The organism is Collimonas sp. PA-H2 (assembly GCF_002564105.1).
Taxonomy (GTDB): domain Bacteria; phylum Pseudomonadota; class Gammaproteobacteria; order Burkholderiales; family Burkholderiaceae_D; genus Collimonas.
Map to the genome: position 1 here is coordinate 843,567 of NZ_PDBX01000001.1, position 25,319 is coordinate 868,885.

A 25,319-nucleotide genomic window follows, 5' to 3' on the forward strand; every position below is an offset into this window, starting at 1 on the left:
ACGCATGCCAACGTAATCTTAGCGCAGCGCCCGCAGCAGCCGCAAGCCGTTGAACACCACCAACAGGCTGGCGCCCATGTCGGCGAACACCGCCATCCATAGCGTCGCTTCGCCGCTCAGCGCCAGCACCAGGAAAATGGCCTTGATGCCGAGCGCCAGCGTGATGTTTTGCATCAGCACTGCGTAAGTCTTTTTGCTCAGGCGGATGAAGTCCGGGATTTTGCGCAGATCGTCGTCCATCAGCGCCACGTCGGCGGTTTCCAGCGCCGTGTCGCTGCCGGCCGCGCCCATGGCAAAGCCGATATTGGCTTGCGCTAGCGCCGGCGCATCGTTGATGCCGTCGCCCACCATGCCGACACAGGCGTAGCGGGCGCGCAAATCATTGATCGCTTCCAGCTTGTCCTGCGGTAGCTGGTCGCCGCGAGCATCGCCGATGCCGACCTGGGCCGCGATGGCTTGCGCGGTGTGTGCATTGTCGCCGGTCAGCATCACCGCTTCCACGCCGATCGCGCGCAGTGCGGCCACGGCTTGCGGCGCAGTATCACGCACTGTATCGGCCACCGCCAGTATCAGCAGAGGCTGCGAGGCCGAGCACAGCACCACCGTGGTCTTGCCTTCGCTCTCCAGCGCCGACAAGCGCGCCTCCAGCGCCGGGCTGCAGATGTTCATCTCATGCACCAGCCGGTGATTACCCAGGTAAAGCTGTTCGCCGCCGATCTTGCCCTGCACACCACGGCCGGTCAGCGCTTCAAAGGCGCTGACCTCAAGCAGGCTCTCGGCCGCTTGCCAATGCGCCACCACCGCCGTCGATACCGGATGGTCGGAGCGGCCCGCCAGACTTGCCGCCTGATGCTGCAACTGGCGCAGCAGGCGGCCGTCGGCGTCAGCTACAGGCTGCACCAGCTGCACATCCGTGACGCGCGGCTTGCCCAGGGTCAGGGTGCCGGTCTTGTCCAGCGCCAGCGCCTTGATCTTGCGTCCCATTTCCAGGTAGACCCCGCCCTTGATCAGTATCCCGTGCTTGGCCGCAGCCGCCAGCCCGCTGACCACCGTCACCGGCGTCGAAATCACCAGCGCGCAGGGACAGGCAATCACCAGCAGCACCAGCGCCTTGTAAAGCCATGGATAGAAAGCCGCGCCCATCAGCAGCGGCGGCAAGGTCGCCACCAGGATCGCCGCCAGCACCACGACCGGAATGTAATAGCGGGCGAACTGGTCGACGAAGCGCTGGGTCGGGGCGCGTTCGCCTTGCGCCTGCTGCACGCTCTTGATGATGCGCGCAAGCGTCGAATTGGCCTGCAGCGCGGTGACCCGGTAGACGAACGAGCCGCGCTCGTTGATGGTGCCGGCAAACACCTGGTCGCCGGCCTGCTTGGCGACCGGCATGCTTTCGCCGGTGATGGCCGCCTGGTTGATGGTGGTCTGCCCTTCCGTCACCAGGCCATCGAGCGGCACGCGCGCGCCCGGCTTGACGCGGATCAGGGCCGCCAGCTTCACCTCGCCGGTAACCGTTTCGCGCCATTCGCCGTCGGCGCCTTGCACCGTCGCCAAGTCCGGCGCCATCGCCATCAAACCCTTGATGGCGTTGCGGGCGCGGTCCAGCGACAGCGCTTCGATCATTTCCGCCAGCGCGAACAGGAAAATCACCACCGCCGCTTCCGGCCACTGGCCGATGATGGCCGCGCCGATCACCGCCAGCGACATCAGGAAATTCATGTTGAGCGAGAAATTGCGCAACGCGATCCAGCCCTTCTTCAGGGTATCCAGGCCGCCAGTCAGGATGGCGGCCAGCGCCAGGCCGATCACCAGCCACGAGCTGTCCTGGCCGCCGCTCCAGACCACTACTTCGGCGCCGACCGCAGTGATCCCGGAGATCGCCATCAGCAGCCATTTCTTGCGCGATATCTTGAACGCGCCGTCGCCCAGGCCTTCGGTGAGGCCGACGGCGCCGGTCAGCGTATCCGATTTAAGCGCCGGTTCCATATCCAGCGCCTTAAGGGTGGCGACGATCGTATCGACAGAGGACAGGCGATGCTGGACTGTCAGCTCGCGCTGGATCAGGTTGAACTGCATGGCCTCAATGCCGGCCATCTGCCTGAAGCGGTCGCGGATCAGCTTTTCCTCCGTCGGGCAATCCATCTTCTGGATCAGGAACACCGCCTCGTGCGCGCCGGCTGCCAGGACCGGGCGGCTGGCAGCCGGGCCAGCATCCGCCTGTGCATGTTCATGGCTGCGCGCGTGGTCATGCTGGTGACCGTGATGGTCATGATGATCGTGGGGACGATCGCTATGTTCATGCTGGCAACTGGCCATGATGCTCTCCTTGTCGCTGGTTCTATTGATGCAAATCGCATACTCCTTGCATATTTAAAACCCTGTAGCTACTATAAGGTCAAGGATTTACGTGAAATAATCAGGAAAGGAGCAGATCCATGACTGCTACTGCACTCAAGATCGGCGAACTGGCCACGCATGCCGGTTGCCCAGTGGAAACTATCCGCTATTACGAACGCGAAGGCCTGCTGCCGCTGGCGGCCCGCTCGCAAAGCAATTACCGCTTGTACGGACAGGCGCATATCGAGCGCCTGCAGTTCATCCGCCATTGCCGCTCGCTCGACATGACGCTGGATGAAGTACGCCGTTTGTTGCAATTTCGCGACTTACCAGAAGACAACTGCGCAGAAGTTAACACCCTGCTCGATCACCATATCGACCACGTGGCCGCCCGCATCACGGAATTGAAGGCGCTGCAGACGCAGCTGAAGCAATTGCGCAAGCAATGCCAGAAAACCCAGGCGGCCAAGGATTGCGGCATCCTGCAGGGTCTGGCCAGCATGGACGATGAAGCGCCTGCCAATCTGGGCAGCCATGGCGGCGGCGTGCACTGAGCCGGATGAATATTCACTCCGACGATCTGCGGATTTTCATCGCCGTGGTTGACTGCGGCACGCTCAGCGCCGCCGCCGAACAGCTGGGCCAAACCACCTCGGGCCTGAGCCGCGCTCTGTCGCGGCTGGAACAGAAGCTGGCCACTTCGCTGCTGACGCGCACCACGCGCCGCATGGAACTGACCGAAGAAGGCCATCTGTTCCTGGAAAAGGCGCGCACCATCATCACGGCGATGGAAGAGGCGGAAGAAACGATCCAGGTGCGTCACCAGCGGCCGTCGGGACGCTTGCGGGTAGATGCCTCGCCGCCCTTCATGCTGCATTGCATAGTGCCGCACATTGCCGAATTCCGCAGCAGCTACCCCGACATCACGCTGGAACTCACCAGCAACGACCAGAATATCGACCTGCTGGAGCAGCGCACCGATATCGCCATCCGCCACGGCGCCTTGCAAGACTCGATGCTGCATGCACGCAGGCTGGGAGCGAGCCAGCTGTACATTGTCGCCAGCCCCGCCTACCTGCGCCTGCACGGCACACCGGCTGACGCCACGCAGCTCAGGCAGCATCAGCTGCTCGGCTTTACCCAGCCTGATTCCTTGAATACCTGGCCCTTGCGTCATCAGCAGGATGAAAACCTCAGCATCAGTCCGACGCTGCTGGCGTCCGGCGGCGAAACCATACGCCAGCTGGCGCTGCACGGACTGGGGATCGCCTGCCTGTCGGCCTTCATGGTGCGCGAAGATATCGCCCACGGCGCCCTGGTCGACATCCTGGCGCCTTTTAACAATGGCTACCGCCAGCAGATTCATGCGGTGTATTACCGCAACACCCAGCTGGCGCGGCGCATCAGCTGCTTCCTCGATTTCCTGCAATTGAAACTGTGAGTTCATGGCCGGCCCAGCTCTTCAAGGCTGGCCGGCAAATACTCACTTCGAGTGCGACTGCTCGCTATCCAGGTGCGCCATCATCACCGGCGCATAGCGTTCGCCGGCGATGGCTTCGGCCGGCAGCGCGGTTTCTATGCGCACCAGATCGTCGGCGCTCAACTGAACATTCGCTGCCCCCAGCGATTCGGCCAGGCGATCGCGCCGGCGGGCGCCGACCAGCGGCACGATGTCGCTGCCGCGCGACATCACCCAGGCGATGGCAATCTGCGCCACGGTGGCCTGCTTGCTGTCGGCGATGGCGCGCAAGGCATCCAGCAGAGACAGGTTGTGCGCCAGGTTGTCGCCGCTGAAGCGTGGACTGCGGCTGCGGAAATCGCCGGGCGTCAGCGTCTTGTCCTGGTTCCAGTGGCCGCTGATCAAGCCGCGCGACAGCACGCCGTAAGCGGTGATACCGATCCCGAGTTCACGGCACACAGGCAGGATCTCGGCTTCGATGCCGCGCGAGATCAGCGAATATTCAATCTGCAGATCGGAAATCGGATGCACCGCCTGCGCCCGCCGTATGGTTTGCGCACTCACCTCGGACAAGCCGATATGGCGCACATAGCCAGCCTTCACCAGATCGGCGATGGCGCCTACGGTTTCTTCGATCGGCACGTTCGGATCGAGGCGCGCCGGACGGTAGATATCGATATGGTCGGTGCCCAGCCGACGCAAAGTGTAGGACAGGAAATTCTTCACAGCTTCAGGACGGCCGTCGATGCCGCTCCAGGCGCCGGCGGGATCGCGCATGGCGCCGAATTTCACGCTCAGCAGGACCTGCTCGCGCTTGCGGCTGCGCAGCGCTTCCCGGATCAGCATTTCGTTGTGGCCCATGCCGTAGAAGTCGCCGGTGTCCAGCAGCGTGATGCCGGCATCGATAGCGGCGTGCAGGGTGGCGATGCTTTCGTTTTCGTCGGCCGGGCCGTACAGATCGGACATGCCCATGCAGCCCAGGCCGATGATCGAGGATTGCGGACCGGTACTGCCTAGTTGTCGGGTTTTCATATTGAATCCTTGGTTGGTTTATCCAGATGCAGCGAACAGGCAAGACCGGGTTCGGCTGCCTTGAAACCATTATTGTCCATCCCCGCCAGCGAATAAATGGGCATAAAATGATTTCTTTATTCGAAAATCGCCAATAATCCCTTGATATCCCTTGATATGTGAGAGAGCACAATGGACCGCATCCAGACCATGGAAGTCTTTGCAAGAGTGGCGGAACTGGGCAGCTTCAGCCGCGCGGCGGAACAGCTTAACCTGCCAGCCGCGACCGTCACCAATGCGGTGCAGGCGCTGGAGAAGCATCTGGGCGTGCGGCTGCTGCACCGGACCACGCGCAAGGTGACGCTGACCGACGAGGGCATCACCTACCTCGATCGTTGCACGCAATTATTAACGGAATTCGAAGATGTCGACGCCTTGTTCCAGCATGACCAGCTGCAGCCGCGCGGCGTGATCCGGGTCGACCTGCCGGAGCGCCTGGCGCACATGGTTGTGATCCCGGCGCTGCCGGAATTTTTCGCGCTCTATCCACAGCTGCGCTTGAAGCTGAGCGCCACCGACCGCTTTGTCGACCTGATCGGCGAAGCGGTCGATTGCGTGGTGCGGGTCGGCGCGCTCAGCGATTCCAGCCTGATCGCCAGGCGCATCGGCAGCATGGAACAGATCAACTGTGGCGCCAGGTCGTATCTGGAGCGCCACGGCAGGCCGCAAACCCTGAACGATCTGCAGCATCACATGGTGGTGAATTATTTTTCCAGCCGCACCGGGCGCGACCTGGGCTGGGAATACATGGTGGATGGCGAAGTGCGTTTCCTGAAACTGCCGGGCTTGATCTCGGTGGCCAGTTCCGATGCATACCTGGCCAGCTGCAGCGCCGGCTTGGGATTGATACAGGCGCCGCGGTTCGGCCTGGAAGCATTGCTGGCGAGCGGCGAGATTGAAGAAGTGCTGCCGGATTTCAAGCCGGCGCCGCTACCGGTATCGGTGGTGTACGCCCACAACCGGCATCTGTCGCCGCGGGTACGGGTGTTTGTCGACTGGATCGCCAGGCTGCTGGCGGCCCGTTACGCATAAAGCGGCGCCGGCGGGACGCTTCCCGGCCGGCGCCGCCCGAAAAATTATCCGGCTTTGGCTTGCTGTGCAATCCAGCCGTCGATCTGCGTCTCCAGCATCTCCAGCGGCAAGGCGCCGTTGTCGATCACAGCATTGTTGAAGCGCCGCAAATCGAACTTGTCGCCCAGCGCCGCTTGCGCCTTTTCGCGCAGCGCCTTGATCTTCAGCTGGCCAATCTTGTAGCCCAGGGCCTGGCCCGGATCGACGATGTAGCGGTCGATTTCAACCTGGTTGTCGTGCGGCGGATTGGCGGTGTTCACGTTCATGTAGTCGATCGCCTGCTGGCGCGTCCAGCCCAGCGCATGCATGCCGGTATCCACCACCAGCCGCGCAGCGCGGAACAGCTCGTCGTTGAGGTGGCCGAATTTCGAGTAGGGATCGGTATAGAAGCCCATTTCGCCGCCCAGGCTTTCCGCGTACAAGGCCCAGCCTTCGCCGAAAGCGACATACCAGCCGAAGCGGCGGAATTCAGGCATGCCTTTGATTTCCTGGGCGCGCGCGGTCTGCAGATGATGGCCCGGCACCGATTCGTGCAGGGTCAGGGTTTCCATTTCCCATTTCGGCCGCGTTTCCAGTTTCGACAGATTGGCGACGAAATAGCCGGGGCGTGAACCGTCTGGTGTGCCGGGTTCGTAATAGGCGCCGGCCTGGTTTTCCGCGCCGACGTCAGGCACAGGCTTGACATCGACCGGCGCTTTGGGAATATCGGCAAAAAAGCGCGGCAGCTGCGCCGACGATTTCTTGATGATGTCCTTGTAGCCGTTCAGCAAGTCTTCCCGTTTAGTGTAATAAAAACGCGAATCGGTATTCAGGAAAGTGATGAATTCCGCGAACGTGCCGGTAAAGCCGGTCTGCTGCATCACCAGTTTCATTTCGGCCTGAATCCGCGCCACTTCCTGCAGGCCGACCTGGTGGATTTCCTGCGGCGTCATGTCGGTGGTGGTGTTTTCCTTGACCTTATAGGCATAGTAAGCGGCGCCGCCGGGGAGGCTCGAAGCTGCAATGCTGTCGCGGCAGGCCGGCAGATAGGTGTTGCTGATATAGGCATCGAGCTTGCGGAAAGCCGGCGCCACACCCTGCTGCAACAGCAGCTGCCCCTGGCGCGCCAGCTGCGTGCGCTGCGCCGCCGGGATCGACGCCGGCATGTCCTTGAACGGTGCTGCCAGCGGACTGCTATCCAGCTTGGCGACGAATTCCTGCAACTGCCCAGGTACCACTCCCATGGTCGCCTTGGGAGCTACCCAGCCGGATTTGACGCCTTGCTGCAATTGCGCGATCACGCCGTCGACGTACTTGGGCAGCGCCCGCAGACGCGCCAGGTAGTTGCGGTAATCCTTGGCGTTGTTGAACGGCGTCTGCGCCACCAGCTGCGGGAAAGCGAACTGGACGCCGCTCAGCTGCGTCAGCGGCGACGGGTCGTAGGGATAGAATCCGGCGGCCCGGATATTCTTTTGCTTCTCGTAGACAAACAAATCATAGGAGAGCAGGTCCTGGCCGCTCAGCTTGCTGCGGTCGATGCGCCTGGCTTTCGCCAGCATCTGTTCCTGATGGGTGTTGGCGGCCAGGCTGGCGGCCAGCGACGCGTCCGACAAGCGGTCGTTATAGCGGTTGTCGCCGACTGCTGTCGCCATCTCCGGTGCATTGCGCAGACTCCATTGCCAGTCGCTGTCGAACAGTGTGTCGAGCTGTTGCCGAGGGGTCGCCGCGTTGCTGAACGGCGCCAGTAAAAGAGCAAGGACAAAAACGATTTTATGCATGCATGTCTCCGGAGATTAGTCCGTTATTCTAGCCGGATTCATTTCTCAATGGAAATCGCCAACTCCTTTCCTTTACGCGCTGGCGCGGCCCCGGTCATGGCCATCCTGAGCGCTGCCGCGAGCGCCCTGCCCTGGCTCGCGCGGCATGGCCGTGACCATGTTGCGGCCGCCATCCTTGGCTTTGTACAAAGCCTGGTCGGCCCGCACGATCAGGTTTTCCAGCGTGTCGTCATGATCAAAAGCGACCACGCCAAAACTGGCGGTGATCTTGATAGACACACCCTCCTCCAGTTGGAAATGGCAGGCTTCAATCTCGCCGCGCAGTTTCTCTGCAACGGCGCGCCCCTGCTCCAGGTCGATTTCAGGCAGCATCAGCAAGAACTCTTCGCCGCCGTAACGCGCCAGCAGGTCAACCTTGCGCCGGCAACGCCCGCTCAGCTCCGCCACCTTGCACAGCACCTGATCGCCAGCCTGATGGCCATGCTGGTCGTTGACGGCCTTGAAGTGATCGACATCCATCAGGATCAGGCTCAGCTGTCGCCGGTAACGCTGGGCGATGCCGAACTGCTGCTCCCCTTGCGCAAAAAATGCACGCCGGTTCAACAGGCCGGTCAGGAAATCCGTATCGGAAGTGGCCTGCAGTTGAGCGATCATCTCTTCGCGTTCTTTTTCCAGGCAAATTCTTTCCTGGCTATGCGCTTTCAATACATGGATCGCGCGCATCATGTCGCCGATTTCATCGTCGTAGCGTGGCGTCGGGATGGCAGTAATCAGGCGTTCGTTGGCCAGGGAAACGAATAAATCGGTGGCGTCGATGATCGGCCTCAGGACGCGCCGCCGTATCACGCGCAGCAGCAGCACGAAAGTGCCCAGGGCCAGAAGCGCCAGGCTGACTGTCGCCAGCAAGAAATTACGCGCCCGCAGGTTGCGCTGCTCGGCTTCACGAATCATGTCGGTGACGATCAGATCGCGCAGGTGGGGAATCGCCGCCATCCGCGGTACGTAGCTGGCGACCATTTCATCCGGACTCAGGTCGTAGTTTCCCGAGCTGCGTCCAGTGACAAACAGGTTCGTCAGGAGATCCAAGCCCTCGCCCAGGGAATGATCGCGAATGGTCTGCAGCGCAGCCTTGAAATCCGGCTTGTGGCTGTAGCCGCGCAGCTGCAGTTCAATCACGGCATACAGCTGGTCGGCCTGCCCAGAGAGTTTGGCGAAGGTATACCTTTCCTGCTCCGTCAGCGGCCGGCGGGCGACAATCGGCGCGGTCAGGGTCGAGACCATCTGGCCGGCGACATCGCGCAGGCTCGAAGCCAGTTGCGCGCTGTCCACACCGTCATGGAATTGCTGATCCGACTGAATGGCGACACTGGAAAGAGCGGCAACGGCCGGCGCAAAAACATCCATGGTGTTCATGATCATGCCAGTGGCGACAACGACCGTTCCCGGATCGCGCTGCGCTTTTGGCTGGGCCGCCAGCAAATCCACATCCTGGCGCGTAGCGGCCAGCGCCTGCTCTGTCAGCAGCACGTTCCTCATCACCAGCGCCAGCCAAGGACTGGCCTGGTCCCGCAAAGCCTGCTGCAGGTTGCGTAAAGCCTCATCACTGGCGACACGCACCGGCGCCAACCTGGCGCGTACTGCTTCTCCGTCCTGCAAGTCTTGCTGGAGCAGCAAATTGGTGACCCCGCGCTCGACGACCAGCTTTTCCTCCACCTGCAGCGCAAGATGCAGTTTTCTGATTACCGGAATGCTTTCCGTACTGCGCTCATACACAGTCCACTCGCTATCGACAATTTTGCCGGCGAGAGCCAGGAACAGCAACATCAGCAGCAGGGAAATGATCCCGAATAAGCGATTTAGCGACATACGACCTACGAAATGACATCCGCACGCACCGAAATCGAGTGCGAATGTAATTTATAGTTTTTAATAGTTAAACACTATTTGAAAAATATAATCAATAGCTTATCTATTAAATGATCGTATCACAAAACGCTAATATGCCAAGACGAGATCCGGCCGTGAGCTCAGGCGCCCAGGCTGGCGGGCTGCTCCGTCACTCCGCGTATTGCCAGCACATCGCGATATAGCGAGGCATAACTTTCGCCCATCACCCGCGCGGTAAACAATTTCTGGTAGCGTGCCTGCGCACGCGTCCCCATCGCCTGCGCCTGGTCCGGGTTATCCCATAAGCGTTGCATGGCCGCCCTGAAAGCGTCGGGATCGCTGGGTGGAACCACGATGCCGGTTTCGCCGTGGTTGTTGATATAACTGGTACCGGTGCCGATCTCGCTGGAAATCATCGGCTTGCCATACATAGCGCCTTCCAGCAGGGAGATGCCGAAGGCTTCCGAACGCAGGTGCGATGGAAAGACCAGTGCATAGCATTGCCGCAGCAACGCGACCTTGTCCTCATCGCTGACGATGCCCAGGAATATCACATTGCTCAAGCCCTGCTCGGCGACGCGCTGCTTGAGCTCCTGCTCGATCGGACCGGCGCCGACGATCACGATCGGATAATCGGTGCCGCGCGCCGCATCCAGCAGGATGTGCAAGCCTTTGTAGTAACGGATGGCGCCGACGAACAGGAAGAAACGGCCGCCTATGCGCTGTTGCCATTGCTCCGTCACGGCTTCCGATGGCGTCGGATAGCTGCTTTTATCGAGACCGATAGGGATAACCTGGGTTTTTTCTCTGTAACCTGCCAGCACCGAACTGGTTTGCAGGTAGTTAGGCGAAGTCGCCACGACAGCGTCGACGCTGCTCAGGAAGCGATGCATCAAGGGCCGGTAGAGCTGCAGCAGCACTTTGTAGCGCACGATGTCGGAATGATAGGTGACCACGCTCGGCTTGTTCATGCGTGTGACGAAATGGGCCAGGTCCATGAACGGCCAGGGGAAATGATAGTGCACCAGATCGACATCCTCTGCCAGCTGCGCGAAGCGTCTGATGGCGGACAGGGAAAAACCGGTGGAGGCAACCTGCAAGTCCAGCTTGACCCGATGCACCGTGTGTCCGTGAAATTGCAATTCGGCCGGATCCGGCGCTTCGCTCAGAGTCAGCACTTCGCTTTCAACGCCGCTGGCAGGCGAGCATTTACACAACTGAAATATGGTCTGCTCGATGCCGCCGTACGATTCAGATTGATAAGTCTTGTAAAAATGAAGAACTCGCATTGCATCCTCTTATAATTCTGCCGCATCGCTGTCGCGACGAGAAGGGCTATTTTCTGTTGACGTCGACTGCGGTCTCTGCACCAGTCTATATCTTTTAATGTTATTTAATATCTACAAATGTTATTTAACTGTTTGCTGCTTGCCGATAAACCTCAGCGGTGATCGTTGCGCATCTTGTCCAGGAAAACTCCTGCGAGCGCAGCAGGCCAGCGCCGCGCCGTTCTGCCCAGAGTACGTCATCCTCCATCAAGCGCCGCATCTGTTCAGTCAGGGCGATGTCATCCTGGGGATGGACATAAGTAGCGGCCGCGGCGGCAACTTCAGGCAAACTGGCGCAATCCGATGCGATCACCGGCGTGCCGCTAGCCATCGCTTCCAGCAAGGGCAGGCCAAAGCCCTCGTATAGTGAAGGGAACACCATGATCCTGGCGGCTGCCGTGACGCAAGCCAGATCGGCCTGGTCCAGATAACCCGCAAAGCGTACATGGCCGGCACTCACCGCCTGCGCGAGCGCCCCCTTCAGCTCATCCGCCTGCCAGCCCGCCATGCCGACTACCAACAGAGGAAAACGCGCGCGCAGCGACGGCGGCAGGCCCGCATGCGCCTTGAGCGTCAGCAGCAGGTTCTTGCGCGGCTCCAGCGTCCCGACAGAAAGAATGAAGCGGCGATAAGCCAGGCCCATTGCTTGCAGGCGCGGCAGCAGTTCGCGTTCGTCGCGCGGCTGGAAAATGTCAGAACAGGCCAGCGGCGCCAGCACCACCTTCTCTGGCGGCAGGCCGAACTGCTGCCTGAGCTCTGCGCCGATATAGGCTGAATCAACCAGTATCCGGCTGGCGCGCGCCACGGCGGCCGGCAGGCGCCTTTCAATTTCCTTCAAGCGGTCTTGCGGCTGGGTTTGCGGATAATGAATATGCGTCAGATCGTGCACAGTCATCACGGTCGGTCCGGCAAAATCCAGCGGCCACAGGGTCGGTTCATGATAGACATGTGGACAGATCCTGCGCGCGCCGCGGTCGAAGCAGCGCTGCTCAAGCAGCCGCCGCATCCGGTAGGCAGCCGGCAGCAGCCGCTTGGCGGCGCCGGCCCAGCGCGCATATCCAGGCATGGCCGCGGCGGCCAGCGCAGGTCGCCAGCCGGCGCCGTAAAAATACTGCATTTCCAGTTCAGGATGCCGCTGCAAGGCCTGCGCCAGCTCGGCAACATAGTTGCCGATGCCGGTGCGAGGCGCCAGCAGCACCTTGCTATTCAGTGCAATGGTCAGTTTCATCGCAGACACTTTGCACATGCTTTTGGGGTTTCACCTGCTGCAGAACGCGCTGCACCAGCTGCCGCGCCGAATCTTCCCAGCTGAGCCAGGACCAGTCTTTCATTTCCTGCAATGCGGGAAAGATGCCGCTGTCTTCAAATTGTGCGACTTGCCGGCCCAGCGATTGCGGCTGGTTCAAATCGAAATAACTGATGAAGTCGCCGCCGATCTCGTGGAAAACGGGAATGTCGCTGGCCATCACCGGCAAGCCGCGCTGCATGGCTTCCACCAGGGGCAAACCGAAACCTTCCACGAACGATGGAAAGACCAGCGCTTTCGCATGGCTATAGGCATACTCCAGCTCGGCGTCGCCAAGATCATTGAACATGTACAACCGCCGCTTCAATTCCGGATGCTTCCTTACGCGTTCGATCAGGCGTTCATTTTTCCAGCCGATGCGTCCGATAAAGCACAGGACCGCGTCGCTGCCCTCTTCCCACAGCCGCTCAAAGGCATCCAGCAAATAGGCGTGGTTCTTCCGCGGTTCAATGGTGCTGACCATCAGGTAGACAGAGCGGCCGGACGAGAACAGTTTTTGTAGCGCGGGACGCACCGCTCTGCCGGCGTCAATCTGGTCGAGTTCGGAACCCAGGTGAAAAAAATCGAACCAGCGGCCGCGGGCCTGCTCGCTTCCCAGCCGCCGCCGCACCTCGGCATGCACTTCGTCGCGAATGGTGCCGGATATTGCGATGAAGCCGTTAGCGGTATTGGCGATCCATTCAAACCAGCGATCGAATACCTGCACCAGCGGACCATCGCAAAATTGCGGGTGGGTCAAGGGAATCAGATCGTAGATGACCGATACGATGGAGACGCCCTGCCGCTGCAGTTTTTCCGCCACCGGAAAGAAATCGGCATGCCAGGAGGAATCGAGCAGCACCAGGATATCGTCGGCGCGGCACTCCATTTCAACGGCGCGCGGCTGCAGCTCGATGTTTTCCAGGATCTTCTCGGTCAGATACAGCGGCAGCATGAATGAGAAACTCAGCAGACGGCATAGCACGTATGTCACCCGCCTTACGTTATGCGATGCCCGCCATGGCCAGAAGCGCAACAGGCGCGAGTGGATCAGCCAGTAACGGTTACGCACCTGCACCAGCTTCTGCGCCACCTTCTCCAGTTTCTTCTGCACGCGGCTGCGCCACTCATCGGAATGCCTGGGCGTCAGCTGCGTGACTTCGAGTATTTTCCCCTGCTTGAAGATGACGGGAATGCAAACCGCTTCATCTTGCACTGCCGGCAGATGATTGATGATATTGCGCACCACGCGCTGTATCCCGGAATTCATTTCAGGATGATGGAACACATAGGTACATTCGATCAGCAGTCTGCTCATGCCGCCACTCCATCCGGGCGCATGCTTGCAGACGACCGTTCAACCGCAATCTCCGCGTCCAGGAATGCGCAGCCGACAAAATCGGGATGGCGGGTATTGATCACATGAAAAATCACGCTGTAGTCGCGCCACTCATAGTTGGTGTCGAGATGGGAGTCCAGCCGCGACAGGGAAATGGCGATCGAATAACTGCCCTTGCCAAGGTTCATCGGGAAACGGCAGCGGTATGTGACGTTTTCGCCGGGCTGCAAGTCGGTCTGCGGCATCTCGAGCCGGTGCGTGTTGATGCCGAAGATCGACTGCCCGAGCTTGTCCTTGATCATGTAACCCATCACCAGGCGCGGCACTTCGGCATTGATCGCAACCCGTACTTCCAGCGTGGCGTAGGCGCCGACTTCCACCACATCCAGCCGCTTGCCTGCGTCATCCAGCAAATTCACCGACACGATGCTGGCTTCGCCGGTGCCGGAAATCGTTCTCAAGCGGCCGTCGTCAAGACGTTCCTGGCGCACGGTCTGCTGTTCGCGCTCCGCCAGCATGGCATTATAAAAATCCATGACATCCACCGGATCGCCCTGCATTTCCAGGCGGCCGCGATTGAGCAGGATAGCGCGGTCGCAAATGGTCTGGATCGCATAACGGTCATGCGAGACAATCAGCAAGGTAGTGCCGGCGCGCCGGAACTCGCGAATCCGCTCAAAACTCTTGTGCTGGAAATAGGCGTCGCCGACGGACAAGGCTTCATCGACAATCAGCACGTCCGGCCGGCTGGCCGTGGCGACGCTGAACGCCAGCCGCATCTGCATGCCGCTCGAATAGGTGCGCACCGGCTGGTCGATGTATTCGCCAATCTCGGCGAATGCCTCTATCGCGGGCATCAAGGCCGTTATTTCGTCGTTCCGCAAGCCTTGCAGCTGGCCGGCCATGATCGCATTCTGCCTGCCGGTAAAATCGGGATGGAAGCCCATGCCGAGTTCCAGCAGCGCCGCCACCCGCCCCTGGATATCGATAGTGCCCGCGCTAGCCTGGGTAGTACCGGCAATCAGTTTCAGCAAAGTGCTTTTGCCGGCGCCGTTGATGCCGACGATGCCGACCGCTTCGCCGGCCGCCAGCTGGAAATCGATATCCTGCAAGACCCAGTGCAATTGGTGCCGCGCCCTGGAAAACGGCGAGATCCATTCGGCCAGGCGGGCCCAGCGGCCTTCATATGTCTTATAGGCCTTGCCGAGCCCTTTAACCGTAACTTTACCCATCAGAGTTCATCCACCATTTCACCGGCGTGCCTGCGAAACAGCAACATCCCGAAAATGCACAAGGCGACGCTCAGCAAGGCAACCGCCCACAGGTCGCTCCAATGCGGCCATGCAGCGCTGATGAAAATACCCTGGTAAGCGACGATCAGTGCGCTCATCGGATTAAATTTGAGCAAGGTCTGCACGCCGGCAGGCAGGGTCGACACCGTATAGACAATCGGCGTAAACCAGAACCAGAACTGCAGCACGATGCCGAACAGCTGGCCGATATCGCGGAAGAAGACGTTCAACACGCCGAGCACAATGCCGAGGCCAACCGAAAACAGCACTTGTATCAGCAGCAGCGGCAGCATCGCGAAGAAGACCCAGCCAGGGAAATTGCCAGAAACCAGCAAGAAACCAAGGAACAAGGCGAAGATGATGGAGAAATTCAAGCCCGCGTTCAGCACCGTAATGATGGGTAGGCAGATGCGCGGAAAATTGAGCTTCTTGATCATGTTGCCATTTTCCAGGAACACGTTCTGCATGCGCGATACCGTCTCGGTAAAAAAACCCCAGGTCAGCAAGCCTGCGCAAAGATAAATCCCGTAGGCGAACTGGCTGCCGGCATTCGGCAGACGCGCATGCATGAGCTGCGAAAAAATCACCGTATAGACCACGATCATGGCCAGCGGATTCAGCACCATCCAGGCGGCGCCCAGCATCGAATTGCGATAGCGCGACTGGAACTCGCGCCTGACGCTGCCGCCAATGAAGCCGCGATAGTGCCAGATCGAACGCAACAACGTTTGCGCCTTGCTCTTCTGCATAATGGTCAGCACTTTCAGCACTATTTGCACCTGCCGTATTTGTCGTCAAAGCGCACGATATCGTCTTCGCCCAGATAGGCGCCGCTCTGCACTTCGATCATGACCAGCTCCAGCAAGCCAGGGTTTTCAAGGCGATGCCGGGTGCCGGCGGGGATGTAGGTCGACTCGTTGGTGTTGACGTAGATTTCGCGGTCGCCGTTGACCACCTTGGCCATGCCGTGCACCACGACCCAGTGCTCGCTGCGGTGATGATGCATCTGCAGCGACAGCGATGCGCCCTGCTTGACCACGATGCGCTTGATCTTGAAGTTGGGGCCTTGCTCCAGCAAGGTATAGCTGCCCCACGGGCGGAACACCGTGCGATGCAGTTTATAGGTATCGTGCTCGCTGCTCTTGAGCTGCTGCACCACCTTCTTCACGTTCTGCACATGATCCGGATGGGCGATCAGCAAAGCGTCGGGCGTGTCCACCACGATCAGGTTGTTGACGCCGACAGTCGCCACCAGGCGCTGTTCCGAATAGATGTAATTGTTTTTGCTGTCGATCAGCACCGCCTCGCCCAGCACCCGGTTTTCCTGTTCGTCAGGCTCCACCAGCTGCCGCAAGGCGCCCCAGGAACCGATATCGTTCCAGTCGAAGCCGGCCGGTATCACCGCCACCTTGTCGGAGCGTTCCAGCACCGCATAATCGATCGAGATGTCTTGCATCGCCATGAAGCTTGCGCTGTCCAGTTCCTGCAGCAGGACGCCCGCTGAAGGACCGGCCGGGCTGGCTTCGATGCAAGCGGTAGCCGCCGCCAGGATCTCGGGAGCATGCTTTCCCAGTTCGGCTAGAAAGGCTGACACCGAGAAACAGAAAATGCCGGCATTCCACAGATGCTTGCCGCTGCTGACAAAGGCGGCGGCGCGCTCGGCATCCGGCTTTTCGATGAAACGCTTTACCTGTGCAGCGCCAGCGCTGTCGATCTCGGCGCCGCACTCGATATAGCCAAAACCGGTTTCAGGCGTCAGCGGCCGCACGCCGAAGGTCACCAGATGGCCCTGCTTGGCGACTTCCACTGCATGCCGCACCGCTTCGGCGAAGCACTCAACGTCCTTGATCAAGTGATCCGCCGGCATCACCACCATGATGGTGTTATCGCCATGCAAGGCGCGCAGTGACACTGCCGCCGCCGCGATCGCCGGCGCCGTATTGCGGCCGGCGGGTTCCAGCATGAAATGCGGGCGATGATGGATTCCCAGGTCAGCCGAGATGAATTCGTCCTTGCTCTGGAAATAATAATCGCGATTCGTCACGCTCAGGATATCGCCGCGGATGCCTAACTGAGCCACCCTCTGATAGGTTTTCTGCAACAGGCTTTTGCCATCCGGGAGCTTGATGAATGGCTTCGGATGCCCTTCCCGCGAAACCGGCCACAAGCGCGTGCCGGCGCCGCCGGAAAGGACTACCGGCACGATCACTGCCGTCGCTGTCAATGGAATACCGGGTTCTGGCGTACGCATCTTGGTCTCCCTCTACTCTTTAGCTAAGGTTAGGCGGCGCATATCGGCGTCAACCATTTGCTGCATCAATTGTTCCAGTCCGGTCTTCGGCTTCCAGCCCAGCTTGCGCAGCGCCTTGGCCGGATTGCCAAGCAAGACGTCTACTTCAGCCGGGCGGAACAGTTGCGGGTCGATCACCAGGTGCTCTTCATAATCCAGACCGAGATGGGAAAACGCAATCCGGCACATCTCGCGCACGCTGGTAGTGACGCCAGTGGCGATCACGTAGTCCTCTGCCTGCTCTTGCTGCAGCATCAGCCACATCGCTTCCACGTAATCGCCGGCAAATCCCCAATCGCGCTTGGCGTCGATATTCCCCAGCCGCAGCTCGCGCTGCTTGCCGAGCTTGATGCGCGCCGCGGCGTCGGTCACCTTGCGGGTAACGAATTCGATGCCGCGCAAAGGCGATTCATGATTGAACAGGATGCCGCTGGAGGCGTGCAGGCCGAAACTTTCACGATAATTGACGGTGATCCAGTGGCCGTAAAGCTTGGCGACGCCATACGGGCTGCGTGGATAGAACGGCGTGTTTTCGTCCTGGTGCTGTGCCTGGATCAGGCCGAACATTTCGCTGGTGGAGGCCTGATAGAAGCGCGCCGCCGGGCAGAACTGGCGAATCGCTTCCAGCATGTGGGTGACGCCCAGGCCATCCACCATCCCGGTCACCACCGGCTGGTTCCAGGAGGTGCCGACAAAGCTTTGCGCACCCAGGTTATAGATTTCGTCGGGACGCGACTGGCACACGGCGCGTATGGCGGAAGTGGCGTCCGCCAGATCGCCTTCTATGAATTGCAGCCGCTCCAGGATCCCCAGTTCGCGCAAGCGCCATAAAGTGTCGCTGCTGCGCCTTGCCAGCAGGCCGTACACCTTGTAATCCTTGTCAAGCAGCAGCTTGGCCAGGTAAGCGCCGTCTTGCCCGGTGACGCCGGTAATCAATGCTGTCTTTGTCATAGCCTGTATCTCCAAATATCTGTTTTTATCTGTTCTTGAGTCACGACCGCGTTTGCGCTGCGCTCTCCGCGGCTACCCTGGCATCCCAGTCCGCCAGGACGCTCAATAAAGTCTGCTGCATGGGAATGGCTGGCTGCCACGCCGTGGCCTGCGTGATTTTCTGGTTGCTGCCCTTTACCCGGCGCAAGTCCGAAGGCCGCAAACGCGCCGGATCCTGCTCGATTGCTGCATCGGTCTCGGTCAGGTACAGCATGCTGGCGATCATGTCGCGGACCAGATATTCCTTGCCCGAGCAGACGTTGTAGGTTTCGCCATTCTGGCCGCTTGCCAGCAAGGCCAGATAGGCAGCAATAACATCTTCCACATCCAGGAAATCGCGGCTGACGTCGACGTCGCCGACCAGTATCCGTGGCTCTTGCAGTCCCAGCCTGATACGCGCCAGCTGGCGGGCGACGCTAGAGATCACGAAATCTTCGCGCTGCCCAGGGCCGATATGATTGAACGGCCGGGCCACCAGGATGCGCCACGGCAGATTACAGCTCCATTGATAGCAAAGCAGTTCCGCCGCCGCCTTGCTGACCGCGTAAGGATTCTGCGGACGCGCCGGCTGCTGCTCGCTGACCGGCAACAGTGCAGGATCGACCTTGCCGTAGACGTCGCCCGAACTGACATACAGAAAAGTGCCGCCGAAGCCGTTGCGCTGCAATGCCTGCAGCAGGTTCAGCGTGCCCTTCAGGTTGACGTCCAGGGTGTGCGCCGGATCGCGGAAAGCTTCCGGGATAAAGGTCTGCCCCGCCAGATGGATCACGGCATCGGGGCGCGCCTGCTGCAGCACCTGGTCCAGCGTTGCCCGATCCAGCAAATCGTAGGCATGGTCGGCGGCTACCAGCTGCCAGCCGTGCGCGGCGACAGCATGGTCGCGCAAGCGCTCAAAGGCAAGGCCGACAAACCCCGATTGCCCGGTGATAAATAGTCGTTTCATTGCAGTCGTTCCTTCCCTGCAGTTGTGCGTTTAAAAACCTGCGCCGCAGCCATCATGGCTTACGCGCAATGATGACCTGGCTCTTCGGCATGAAGTCATTCAAGGTATTCCTGACCTGTTCGCCATTCGGGCTGTCCATCAAGGTTTCCCAGGTCCTGGCCCAGCTTTCCAGCAAGGGATGGCGGGCGTCGCTCAGGTCAACCTTGCAGACCCAGAAAAACAGCCACCAGACCGACCAGTAAAAGCCGTAATACTCGTGCCGCTCGACCAGCAAGCCGGCGTCGGTTACCATTTTTTCAAATTCGTCGCGCTGGATGATGCGGATGTGGTTGGGTTTCTCGAAATGCGAAGCCGGCGCCACTTTCTTTTGCAAATGCTCCTGCACCGGATCGGGCACCGACAACAGGTAGTGCGCGCCGGACTTACCGACCCGCACCAGCTCGCTCAGGAACTGCGCCGTATCGTCGACGTGCTCCAGTACTTCCATGCAGATCACCTTGGATGCAATGCCGCTTTCCAGCGCCAGCGGATTAGCATCGCCCACCACGCCTTGCACCAGCCGCGCCGGCGTCCCTGCCAGCCGTTGCCGGGTAGCCTCTACCTTGCCGGCATCGATATCCGCCACGATCACGTGGGCGCCGCGATGCGCGCAAAACAGCGAATTGCCGCCGTCGCCGCAGCCGATATCCAGCACCACGTCATCGGCGTGAATCACAAAACCGCGATACAGCTCGTCGCTCTCCTGCAGATACCAGCCGCTGGCGAGCGCGTCGCGCAAGCCGATATGAAAGGAATCGACGGGCGCCGCCGGCGCTGCCTGGCTTGCCGGCGCAGGCGCAGGGATCGCCAGCTCGCTCTTGCCGATGCCGAACAGCTTGCTGAAAAATTTCTTCATGCTATGTTTTCTCGCTGTCGGCGGTGAGCGCGGACCGGTTGCCGAACCTTGACAGCCAGCCCTGGAACCAGTCCTGGCGCAGGCTGACACGCTGGGCAAGCTTCTTGCCGTAGGCGCGGAACGGTGTTTCGACGAAACGATAATTCAGTTCACTGAAGGCCAGCAGCAATAGCAGCGCCGTCAGCCCCAGGCGCAGGTTGTAGGTGCGGTCGAATATGGTGTCAGGCGGCGCAATCCGGTACCAGATCTCACGGCTGGCCAGATACGCAGGCATATGGGTCAGATACAGGGCGTAGGAACGGCTTCCGCACCACAGGAAAACCCTCTTCAGAGGGTTGTCCGGCATCAGGTAGTCTTTGTCATAAGAGGCGATGAATACCAGTGCAATCGAGATCAGCGCCACGCAGCCGACCCAGAAGCGGAAATTTTCGAAATGCGAGGATCCCATCGCCGCCAGGCCGATTGCCAGCACCGCCAGCACGACCCAGCGCAGCCATAGCCGGTTTTGCAGGAAGGTCGGCTCGCAGCGGCGATAGCTGTCCTTCACGCTCCACATCGCCAGCAGCACGCCAAGCAGCAAGGCGTCGGAACGGGTTGTCATCAGCGGCAGGCTGATGTGGCGATTCGCCAGCAGCTGGTAGATGGCCGGCGCCAGCAGCACCCATGGCAGCCAGCGGCGGCGGATGATGATCGCCACCAATGGCAGCAGCAAATAGAACTGTTCTTCCAGCGACAGGCTCCAGTAAGGAAAACTGGAGCCGTACTCGGAATGGCCAAACACTGCCTGCAGACGGAAATTGCCGTAGTTGAAAACCCCGGCCAGCGTTGCATCCAGATTGGTTTGCAACAAGCCGAAGACGCCGGAATGATTGAAGCCGACAGTCGCCACCAGAATCAGCAGCAGCCATAGCCAGGCCGACGGCCACAGGCGGGTTGCACGCCGCACCCAGAAGCTCAGCATGACAGAAAACGGCTGGTCGGCGTGGCGGTCCAGGCGCGGAATCAGGTCGCGCGCAATCACGAATCCGGAAATTGCAAAGAACAGGTCGACGCCGGTCCAGCCGCCGAAATAGGCGTACAGGAGCTCCTGCTTGTGAAACGGCTGGCTGAACAGATTGAAACGGGAATGTTCGAACAGCACAAACAGCACCGCGATCCCGCGCAACAGTTCGATGTCTTTTATCCGATGGTTCATCTGCACTCCAAATGTTAGCTGCGGCCAGGTTTGCGGGCGATGATGGCCTGGCTCTTGGGCATGGCGCTATCCAGCACTTGTTTGATCCTGGCGCCTTCCGGCAGCGAAATCAGCTGGTGCCAGGTGTTCGCCCACTGGTTGAGCAAGGGCGGGTAAGGCGGCTTGATATTGTCCCGCGTAGCGGCGTCGGCGCCGCTGGCGCCTGCATCGCTGGCCCAGTACAGGCACATCCAGAGCGACCAGAAGAAGCCCGACGCGTGGCGCCGTTCGATCTCCAGGCCGGCAGCGCTCACCATCGCGGCGAACTGGTCGCGCTCGAACACATGGATATGGTTAGGTTTCTGGAAATGCGACGGCGGCGCCAGCTGCTTTTGCAAGCCTTCGCCCACCGGATCAGGCACGGTCAGCAGGTACAGCGCGCCTGGCTTGCCGACACGCACCAGTTCGGCCAGCACCTGCGCCGGATCGTCCACGTGCTCCAGCATTTCCATGGCGATGATGCGGCTGGCGCAGGCATCCGGCAAGAGCAAGGGATCGGTATCGCAGACCAGCGCCTGCGCGCCGCGCGCCGGGCTGGCCGCCACTTTGGCCGCCAGCCGCGCGACTTGCGCCGCATCGGTGTCTGAAAAAATCACATGGGCGCCGCAGCGGGCGGCAAACATGGTGGCGCCGCCTTCGCCGCAGCCGACATCCAGCACCACGTCTGCCGGCGTGATCGCAAAACCTTCCAGCAGCTCGCCGCTTTCCTGGCGGAACCAGCCGCTCTGGACATTATCGACCAGGCCGCAGATACGCGAATCAACCACGCCCTCAGCCGACACCAGCTGCGGCAGCTCGACCGTCGGCGCAGCCGGGACGGGCCGCAACCAGCCAGCCAGGGCTCTGATCATGTTTCTCATGGGACGGCCTGTTCTGCCGCCGGCACAGGCCGATGCGCGTCCGCCTGCCCGCGCGCCGACAGAAAGGCAAGCAAGCGTTCTTTCACGACCGCGCGCGAACAATGCTGCTGCAAGCGCTCCACCGCATGGTCCGCCATTTGCCAGTACCTTTGCGGATCCTGTTTAGCTACCCGATAACTATCCTTGTAGGCGGCCAGCAAAGTACCCCAGTCGATGCGGTAGCGCAAGGTGCGATAAGCCTGGCGCGGGTCGTGCGGCCAGTGGCTCGGCTCCGTGCTGGAGTCCAGCACGAAAGCGTTGTCGCGATCGATATAGTCAGCCATCGCGGTATTCACCGGTGCGATCGCCGGTTTGCCGCAAGACATGAACTCCATCAGCGGCAGGCACTGGCCTTCGCCGTGCGAGGTATTCAGTACATAGGTAGTGGCGGACACTAGTTTTTCGTAGTCGGCGTCGCTCAGATAGCCGTGGATCAACAGCACACGGCACTTGAACGGCGTCAGCTTGTAGACGTTCTCCAGCAGATTGTCGACGCCGATGCGGACGTCGTGGTGGGTCAGTTTCAACACCAGCGTAGCATCTTCGGTATCGCGGAAGGCCCAGCAAAAGGCGCTGATCATGTCGTACCAGTTCTTGCGGCCGTCATACGGATTGAAGACCGAGGTATATACCACGCCGTCGATATGCACCCTGGCCGGTTCGCGCTGCGCCAGCACCGGCGGCCGCACCAGGTTCGGCTTGGGGAAGCGCCGCAGCGGCACGCTGTAAGGAGAAAGATCCACCGTACGGCTATCGACCACGGTGCCTGCAACATGCAGGTCGACGCCGTCGGGATGATTGGCGATCGACAGTTTTTCGCGCAATGCGGAAAAACGGTCCCATACCGGAGCCGGTATCGAGGTCACCGGAAACTCCGGCGTCATCGCGCGCCGCACCGAATCCGCGGTGAATACCGAATGCGTGATGGCGCTGCCGACCTTGTCGAAGACATAGCGCCAGTCATGCCGCGGCTCGCCTAACCAGACCTCGTTCGGCAGCGTGCTGAACTCCCATGCGAACACAGGAATGGTCGGACAAGCCAGGCCGACCACCGTTTTATGCGGCGGCGAGAACGACAGGAATACGCAGGATTCACCGTGCGCGGCGGCGCTGCGGTAGATGTCGTCGACTTCACGCGCGGGATCGCTGACAGTCACCACGATGCCGAGCTGCTCCAGCACCGGGCGAAATTCCTTCAGCACGAAGTAGTAGCTATACTCAGGCAAGCCGAGGTTCGAGGCAATCGAACCGGAGTTGGTTTCGGAATAAATAATGATAATCATCTGGCGCCGGATTTCAGGTAAGAGCGAGGATGAACGGCGCCGCTGACGCAGCGTGAAGAGGACAGCGTCATGCCTGTTCCTCCACAGCTTCTTGCTGGAAAAAGTCGCGCAGCTGTTCCTTGACGACCGCGCCCGCGCTGTACGCTTGCATGCGCGCGATAGCGTGCCGGCCCATCGCCAGGTATTTTTCAGGATGCTGTTTCGCTATTTGATAGCTCTCCGCATAGCCATTGCAGATCGATTCCCAATCCAGGCGGTAACGCAGGGTGCGGAACAGGTCGCGCGGATCATGCGGCCAGACATTGTGCTCGAGGCTGGATTTGACGATGAAGGCGGCGCCGTCGTCGATGTAATCTTCCATCGCCGTATGCCGCGGCGCGATGACCGGCCTGCCGCAGCTCATGAATTCCATCAGCGGCAGGCACAGGCCTTCGCACAAAGAGGTATTGACGTAAAAACTGGTGGCGCCTATCAGTTCTTCATAGGTGGCGTCATCGAGATAGGCATGCAAGGTCAGGACCCGGCACTTGAACGGCGCCAGTTGCGACAGCAAAGTCAGCAGGGTGTTGTGATACAGCGACAGATCGCGCTCATTCATCTTCAGCACCAGCGTCACATCCTCGACATCGCGGAAAGTCCAGCAGAATGCGGTCACCATGTCGAACCAGTTCTTGCGGCCATCCTTGGGACTGAGGATAGAGGTATAGACCACCCCTTCCAGATTGACGCTCACCGCGGGCTCTTGCGGCGGCTCCGGCGCAACGGCTGCTGCCGCTGGCGGCGCGGCCGGCGCCGCTTGCTGCTGCGCCTGCGGCTCTGCCGCCAAGGGCTGCACTGGCGCAAGCGTACGGCTTTCGTAGCCCATGACGGCGCGCGCAACGGTATTACCGCTGCGTCCGCTGAGCGCCACCGCGCGGGCCAGCCATAAAGGCAGCAGGTCGCGTACCGCTTCCCGGTACCAGGTCAGCAGATGGCGCTTGGTCACTGCCAGCCGATAGCGCAGGTTCTTGGGCGCCACCACGGGTTCAGGCTGGGGCGGTGGCGCAACCGGTTCCGGCGCAGGTTCCGGCTGGACTGGCAGCGGCAGCGGCGCCTCATCGGGCTCATCCAGCTCGTCCGACGCTTGCGGGAGCTTGACATGTGCGATCAGGCCATCGGCAGACAAACCCAGAACATGGCTATCGATCACGATGCCACGCACCTGCAGCTGGCTTTGAGCGGGCGGCAGGCTGGATCCGAAGCGCGCCCGCGGAGCGGCAAACTGTTCCCACAATGGCGCCGGCACCGCCAACACCGGGAATGTCGGCCCCATCGCTTCCCGGACGACGCGCGCGGTATAGCTAGACAAGGTGATTGCCCTGCCGTGGCGGCCAAACACTATCCGCCAGTCGTTGCGCACATCCTCATCCCACAGCTCGTCGGGAATGTTGCTGTATTCCCAGGCGAACACCGATACAGTCGGGCAGCGCAAGTCGATCAAGGTTTTGTTGGGCGGGGAAAAGGAGAGGAAAACGCATTCTTCGCCGCGCTCGCGGCAGGCGTCGAACAGTGGATCGACTTCGGTCTCCGGCTGCCGCACCACGGTCACCGTGCCAAGCTCCTGCAAGACAGTGCGAAAAGCTTTCAAGACAAAGTAGTAGCTGTACTCTGGCAAACCAAGGCTTTTGTTGATTGTACTTTCGCCAATATCCGAATACAGAATGAAATTCATCAAAATCGTACTTTTAATCGAATGTTAATCGTCCGCATCATTGCTTTGGCCACTTACCGCCTGCCATCGCGCCGCTTCAGACCTGTCTCAGCCTCCTCGTCGAGGCCATTCTTTTTTATCGTGGGGAAAACGCAGGAGCTGCCATACGCCAAGAAGTTTCCTGCCACACATTCCCCTTGGGCGATGATACCTGATACCGCACGGGGGTAGTCAAATGAGGAAGGGCTTTAGAGAGTAGCCCCTATTATGGA

At 60.3% G+C, this 25,319-nt stretch carries 20 protein-coding genes; 3 read left to right on the forward strand and 17 right to left on the reverse strand.

From position 1 onward, the window contains the following. Nucleotides 1-18: 18 nt before the first annotated feature. Nucleotides 19-2,313: a heavy metal translocating P-type ATPase gene (locus tag BCF11_RS03760; RefSeq protein WP_098493552.1), complete on the reverse strand. Its 2,295-nt coding sequence runs from the start codon at nt 2,311-2,313 to the stop codon at nt 19-21. A gap of 119 nt (nt 2,314-2,432) precedes the next feature. On the opposite strand from BCF11_RS03760, the gene cadR reads away from it, so the two are divergent. Both cadR and BCF11_RS03770 read left to right on the forward strand, forming a co-directional pair. Continuing rightward, a complete protein-coding gene (cadR, locus tag BCF11_RS03765) occupies nt 2,433-2,888 on the forward strand; it encodes a Cd(II)/Pb(II)-responsive transcriptional regulator (protein WP_098493553.1) in 456 nt (151 codons plus the stop codon). Nucleotides 2,889-2,893: 5 nt separating this feature from the next. Beyond that, on the forward strand, nt 2,894-3,775 hold the full coding sequence (locus tag BCF11_RS03770; RefSeq protein WP_098493554.1) for a LysR family transcriptional regulator: 882 nt from the start codon (nt 2,894-2,896) through the stop codon (nt 3,773-3,775). A 42-nt stretch (nt 3,776-3,817) separates the two neighbouring features. On the opposite strand, the gene BCF11_RS03775 is transcribed toward BCF11_RS03770, so the two are convergent. Beyond that, nucleotides 3,818-4,825 (reverse strand): aldo/keto reductase, encoded by a 1,008-nt coding sequence (locus BCF11_RS03775; RefSeq protein ID WP_098493555.1) that lies wholly within the window; start codon nt 4,823-4,825, stop codon nt 3,818-3,820. Between the two features lie 171 nt (nt 4,826-4,996). On the opposite strand from BCF11_RS03775, the gene BCF11_RS03780 reads away from it, so the two are divergent. Further along, nucleotides 4,997-5,896, forward strand: a complete 900-nt coding sequence (locus BCF11_RS03780) for a LysR family transcriptional regulator (protein ID WP_098493556.1) — start codon at nt 4,997-4,999, stop codon at nt 5,894-5,896. 44 nt (nt 5,897-5,940) lie between these two features. On the opposite strand, the gene BCF11_RS03785 is transcribed toward BCF11_RS03780, so the two are convergent. The 15 genes from BCF11_RS03785 to BCF11_RS27890 all read right to left on the reverse strand — a co-directional run bounded on the left by BCF11_RS03785 (nt 5,941) and on the right by BCF11_RS27890 (nt 25,068). Continuing rightward, on the reverse strand, nt 5,941-7,692 hold the full coding sequence (locus tag BCF11_RS03785) for a DUF885 family protein (protein WP_098493557.1): 1,752 nt from the start codon (nt 7,690-7,692) through the stop codon (nt 5,941-5,943). 72 nt (nt 7,693-7,764) lie between these two features. Further along, on the reverse strand, nt 7,765-9,558 hold the full coding sequence (locus BCF11_RS03790; RefSeq protein WP_098493558.1) for a diguanylate cyclase: 1,794 nt from the start codon (nt 9,556-9,558) through the stop codon (nt 7,765-7,767). A gap of 161 nt (nt 9,559-9,719) precedes the next feature. Next, a complete protein-coding gene (locus BCF11_RS03795; protein ID WP_098493559.1) occupies nt 9,720-10,868 on the reverse strand; it encodes a glycosyltransferase family 4 protein in 1,149 nt (382 codons plus the stop codon). Between the two features lie 124 nt (nt 10,869-10,992). Then, on the reverse strand, nt 10,993-12,135 hold the full coding sequence (locus BCF11_RS03800) for a glycosyltransferase family 1 protein (RefSeq protein WP_233212354.1): 1,143 nt from the start codon (nt 12,133-12,135) through the stop codon (nt 10,993-10,995). Next, a complete protein-coding gene (locus BCF11_RS03805; RefSeq protein ID WP_098493560.1) occupies nt 12,110-13,510 on the reverse strand; it encodes a glycosyltransferase family 1 protein in 1,401 nt (466 codons plus the stop codon). The genes BCF11_RS03800 and BCF11_RS03805 overlap by 26 nt, the downstream gene beginning before the upstream one ends. Next, nucleotides 13,507-14,763, reverse strand: a complete 1,257-nt coding sequence (locus BCF11_RS03810) for an ABC transporter ATP-binding protein (protein WP_098493561.1) — start codon at nt 14,761-14,763, stop codon at nt 13,507-13,509. The genes BCF11_RS03805 and BCF11_RS03810 overlap by 4 nt, the downstream gene beginning before the upstream one ends. Next, complete coding sequence (locus tag BCF11_RS03815) at nt 14,763-15,572, reverse strand: ABC transporter permease (protein WP_098497310.1); 810 nt, start codon at nt 15,570-15,572, stop codon at nt 14,763-14,765. Before BCF11_RS03815 ends, BCF11_RS03810 begins: the two co-directional genes overlap by 1 nt. A gap of 20 nt (nt 15,573-15,592) precedes the next feature. Further along, the gene (locus BCF11_RS03820; RefSeq protein WP_199110740.1) at nt 15,593-17,074 is read right to left on the reverse strand and encodes a mannose-1-phosphate guanylyltransferase/mannose-6-phosphate isomerase; all 1,482 of its coding nucleotides are present in this window, start codon (nt 17,072-17,074) and stop codon (nt 15,593-15,595) included. A gap of 12 nt (nt 17,075-17,086) precedes the next feature. Then, nucleotides 17,087-18,064 (reverse strand): GDP-mannose 4,6-dehydratase, encoded by a 978-nt coding sequence (locus tag BCF11_RS03825; protein ID WP_098493563.1) that lies wholly within the window; start codon nt 18,062-18,064, stop codon nt 17,087-17,089. Between the two features lie 40 nt (nt 18,065-18,104). Further along, entirely contained in the window at nt 18,105-19,046 is a 942-nt protein-coding gene (locus BCF11_RS03830) for a GDP-mannose 4,6-dehydratase (RefSeq protein WP_098493564.1), read from the reverse strand. Between the two features lie 52 nt (nt 19,047-19,098). Then, entirely contained in the window at nt 19,099-19,941 is an 843-nt protein-coding gene (locus tag BCF11_RS03835) for a bifunctional 2-polyprenyl-6-hydroxyphenol methylase/3-demethylubiquinol 3-O-methyltransferase UbiG (protein ID WP_098493565.1), read from the reverse strand. A gap of 1 nt (nt 19,942) precedes the next feature. Beyond that, entirely contained in the window at nt 19,943-21,136 is a 1,194-nt protein-coding gene (locus BCF11_RS03840; protein ID WP_098493566.1) for an acyltransferase, read from the reverse strand. 14 nt (nt 21,137-21,150) lie between these two features. After that, nucleotides 21,151-22,026, reverse strand: coding sequence for a class I SAM-dependent methyltransferase (locus BCF11_RS03845; protein WP_098493567.1), 876 nt, complete (start codon nt 22,024-22,026; stop codon nt 21,151-21,153). A gap of 5 nt (nt 22,027-22,031) precedes the next feature. After that, nucleotides 22,032-23,357 (reverse strand): glycosyltransferase, encoded by a 1,326-nt coding sequence (locus tag BCF11_RS03850; protein ID WP_098493568.1) that lies wholly within the window; start codon nt 23,355-23,357, stop codon nt 22,032-22,034. A gap of 67 nt (nt 23,358-23,424) precedes the next feature. Further along, entirely contained in the window at nt 23,425-25,068 is a 1,644-nt protein-coding gene (locus tag BCF11_RS27890) for a glycosyltransferase (protein ID WP_098493569.1), read from the reverse strand. Nucleotides 25,069-25,319 lie beyond the last annotated feature (251 nt).

What these genes read in the sequence shown, in the direction of transcription:
- BCF11_RS03845 (WP_098493567.1), bottom strand. Translation starts at nt 22,026, where the DNA reads ATGATCAGAGCCCTGGCTGGCTGGTTGCGGCCCGTCCCGGCTGCGCCG.
- BCF11_RS03810 (WP_098493561.1), bottom strand. Translation starts at nt 14,763, where the DNA reads ATGGGTAAAGTTACGGTTAAAGGGCTCGGCAAGGCCTATAAGACATAT.
- cadR (WP_098493553.1), top strand. Translation starts at nt 2,433, where the DNA reads ATGACTGCTACTGCACTCAAGATCGGCGAACTGGCCACGCATGCCGGT.
- BCF11_RS03850 (WP_098493568.1), bottom strand. Translation starts at nt 23,357, where the DNA reads ATGATTATCATTATTTATTCCGAAACCAACTCCGGTTCGATTGCCTCG.
- BCF11_RS03840 (WP_098493566.1), bottom strand. Translation starts at nt 21,136, where the DNA reads ATGAACCATCGGATAAAAGACATCGAACTGTTGCGCGGGATCGCGGTG.
- BCF11_RS03835 (WP_098493565.1), bottom strand. Translation starts at nt 19,941, where the DNA reads ATGAAGAAATTTTTCAGCAAGCTGTTCGGCATCGGCAAGAGCGAGCTG.
- BCF11_RS03795 (WP_098493559.1), bottom strand. Translation starts at nt 10,868, where the DNA reads ATGCGAGTTCTTCATTTTTACAAGACTTATCAATCTGAATCGTACGGC.
- BCF11_RS03830 (WP_098493564.1), bottom strand. Translation starts at nt 19,046, where the DNA reads ATGAAACGACTATTTATCACCGGGCAATCGGGGTTTGTCGGCCTTGCC.
- BCF11_RS03790 (WP_098493558.1), bottom strand. Translation starts at nt 9,558, where the DNA reads ATGTCGCTAAATCGCTTATTCGGGATCATTTCCCTGCTGCTGATGTTG.
- BCF11_RS03805 (WP_098493560.1), bottom strand. Translation starts at nt 13,510, where the DNA reads ATGAGCAGACTGCTGATCGAATGTACCTATGTGTTCCATCATCCTGAA.
- BCF11_RS03800 (WP_233212354.1), bottom strand. Translation starts at nt 12,135, where the DNA reads ATGAAACTGACCATTGCACTGAATAGCAAGGTGCTGCTGGCGCCTCGC.
- BCF11_RS03820 (WP_199110740.1), bottom strand. Translation starts at nt 17,074, where the DNA reads ATGCGTACGCCAGAACCCGGTATTCCATTGACAGCGACGGCAGTGATC.
- BCF11_RS03785 (WP_098493557.1), bottom strand. Translation starts at nt 7,692, where the DNA reads ATGCATAAAATCGTTTTTGTCCTTGCTCTTTTACTGGCGCCGTTCAGC.
- BCF11_RS03825 (WP_098493563.1), bottom strand. Translation starts at nt 18,064, where the DNA reads ATGACAAAGACAGCATTGATTACCGGCGTCACCGGGCAAGACGGCGCT.
- BCF11_RS03780 (WP_098493556.1), top strand. Translation starts at nt 4,997, where the DNA reads ATGGACCGCATCCAGACCATGGAAGTCTTTGCAAGAGTGGCGGAACTG.
- BCF11_RS03815 (WP_098497310.1), bottom strand. Translation starts at nt 15,572, where the DNA reads ATGCAGAAGAGCAAGGCGCAAACGTTGTTGCGTTCGATCTGGCACTAT.
- BCF11_RS03775 (WP_098493555.1), bottom strand. Translation starts at nt 4,825, where the DNA reads ATGAAAACCCGACAACTAGGCAGTACCGGTCCGCAATCCTCGATCATC.
- BCF11_RS03770 (WP_098493554.1), top strand. Translation starts at nt 2,894, where the DNA reads ATGAATATTCACTCCGACGATCTGCGGATTTTCATCGCCGTGGTTGAC.
- BCF11_RS27890 (WP_098493569.1), bottom strand. Translation starts at nt 25,068, where the DNA reads ATGAATTTCATTCTGTATTCGGATATTGGCGAAAGTACAATCAACAAA.
- BCF11_RS03760 (WP_098493552.1), bottom strand. Translation starts at nt 2,313, where the DNA reads ATGGCCAGTTGCCAGCATGAACATAGCGATCGTCCCCACGATCATCAT.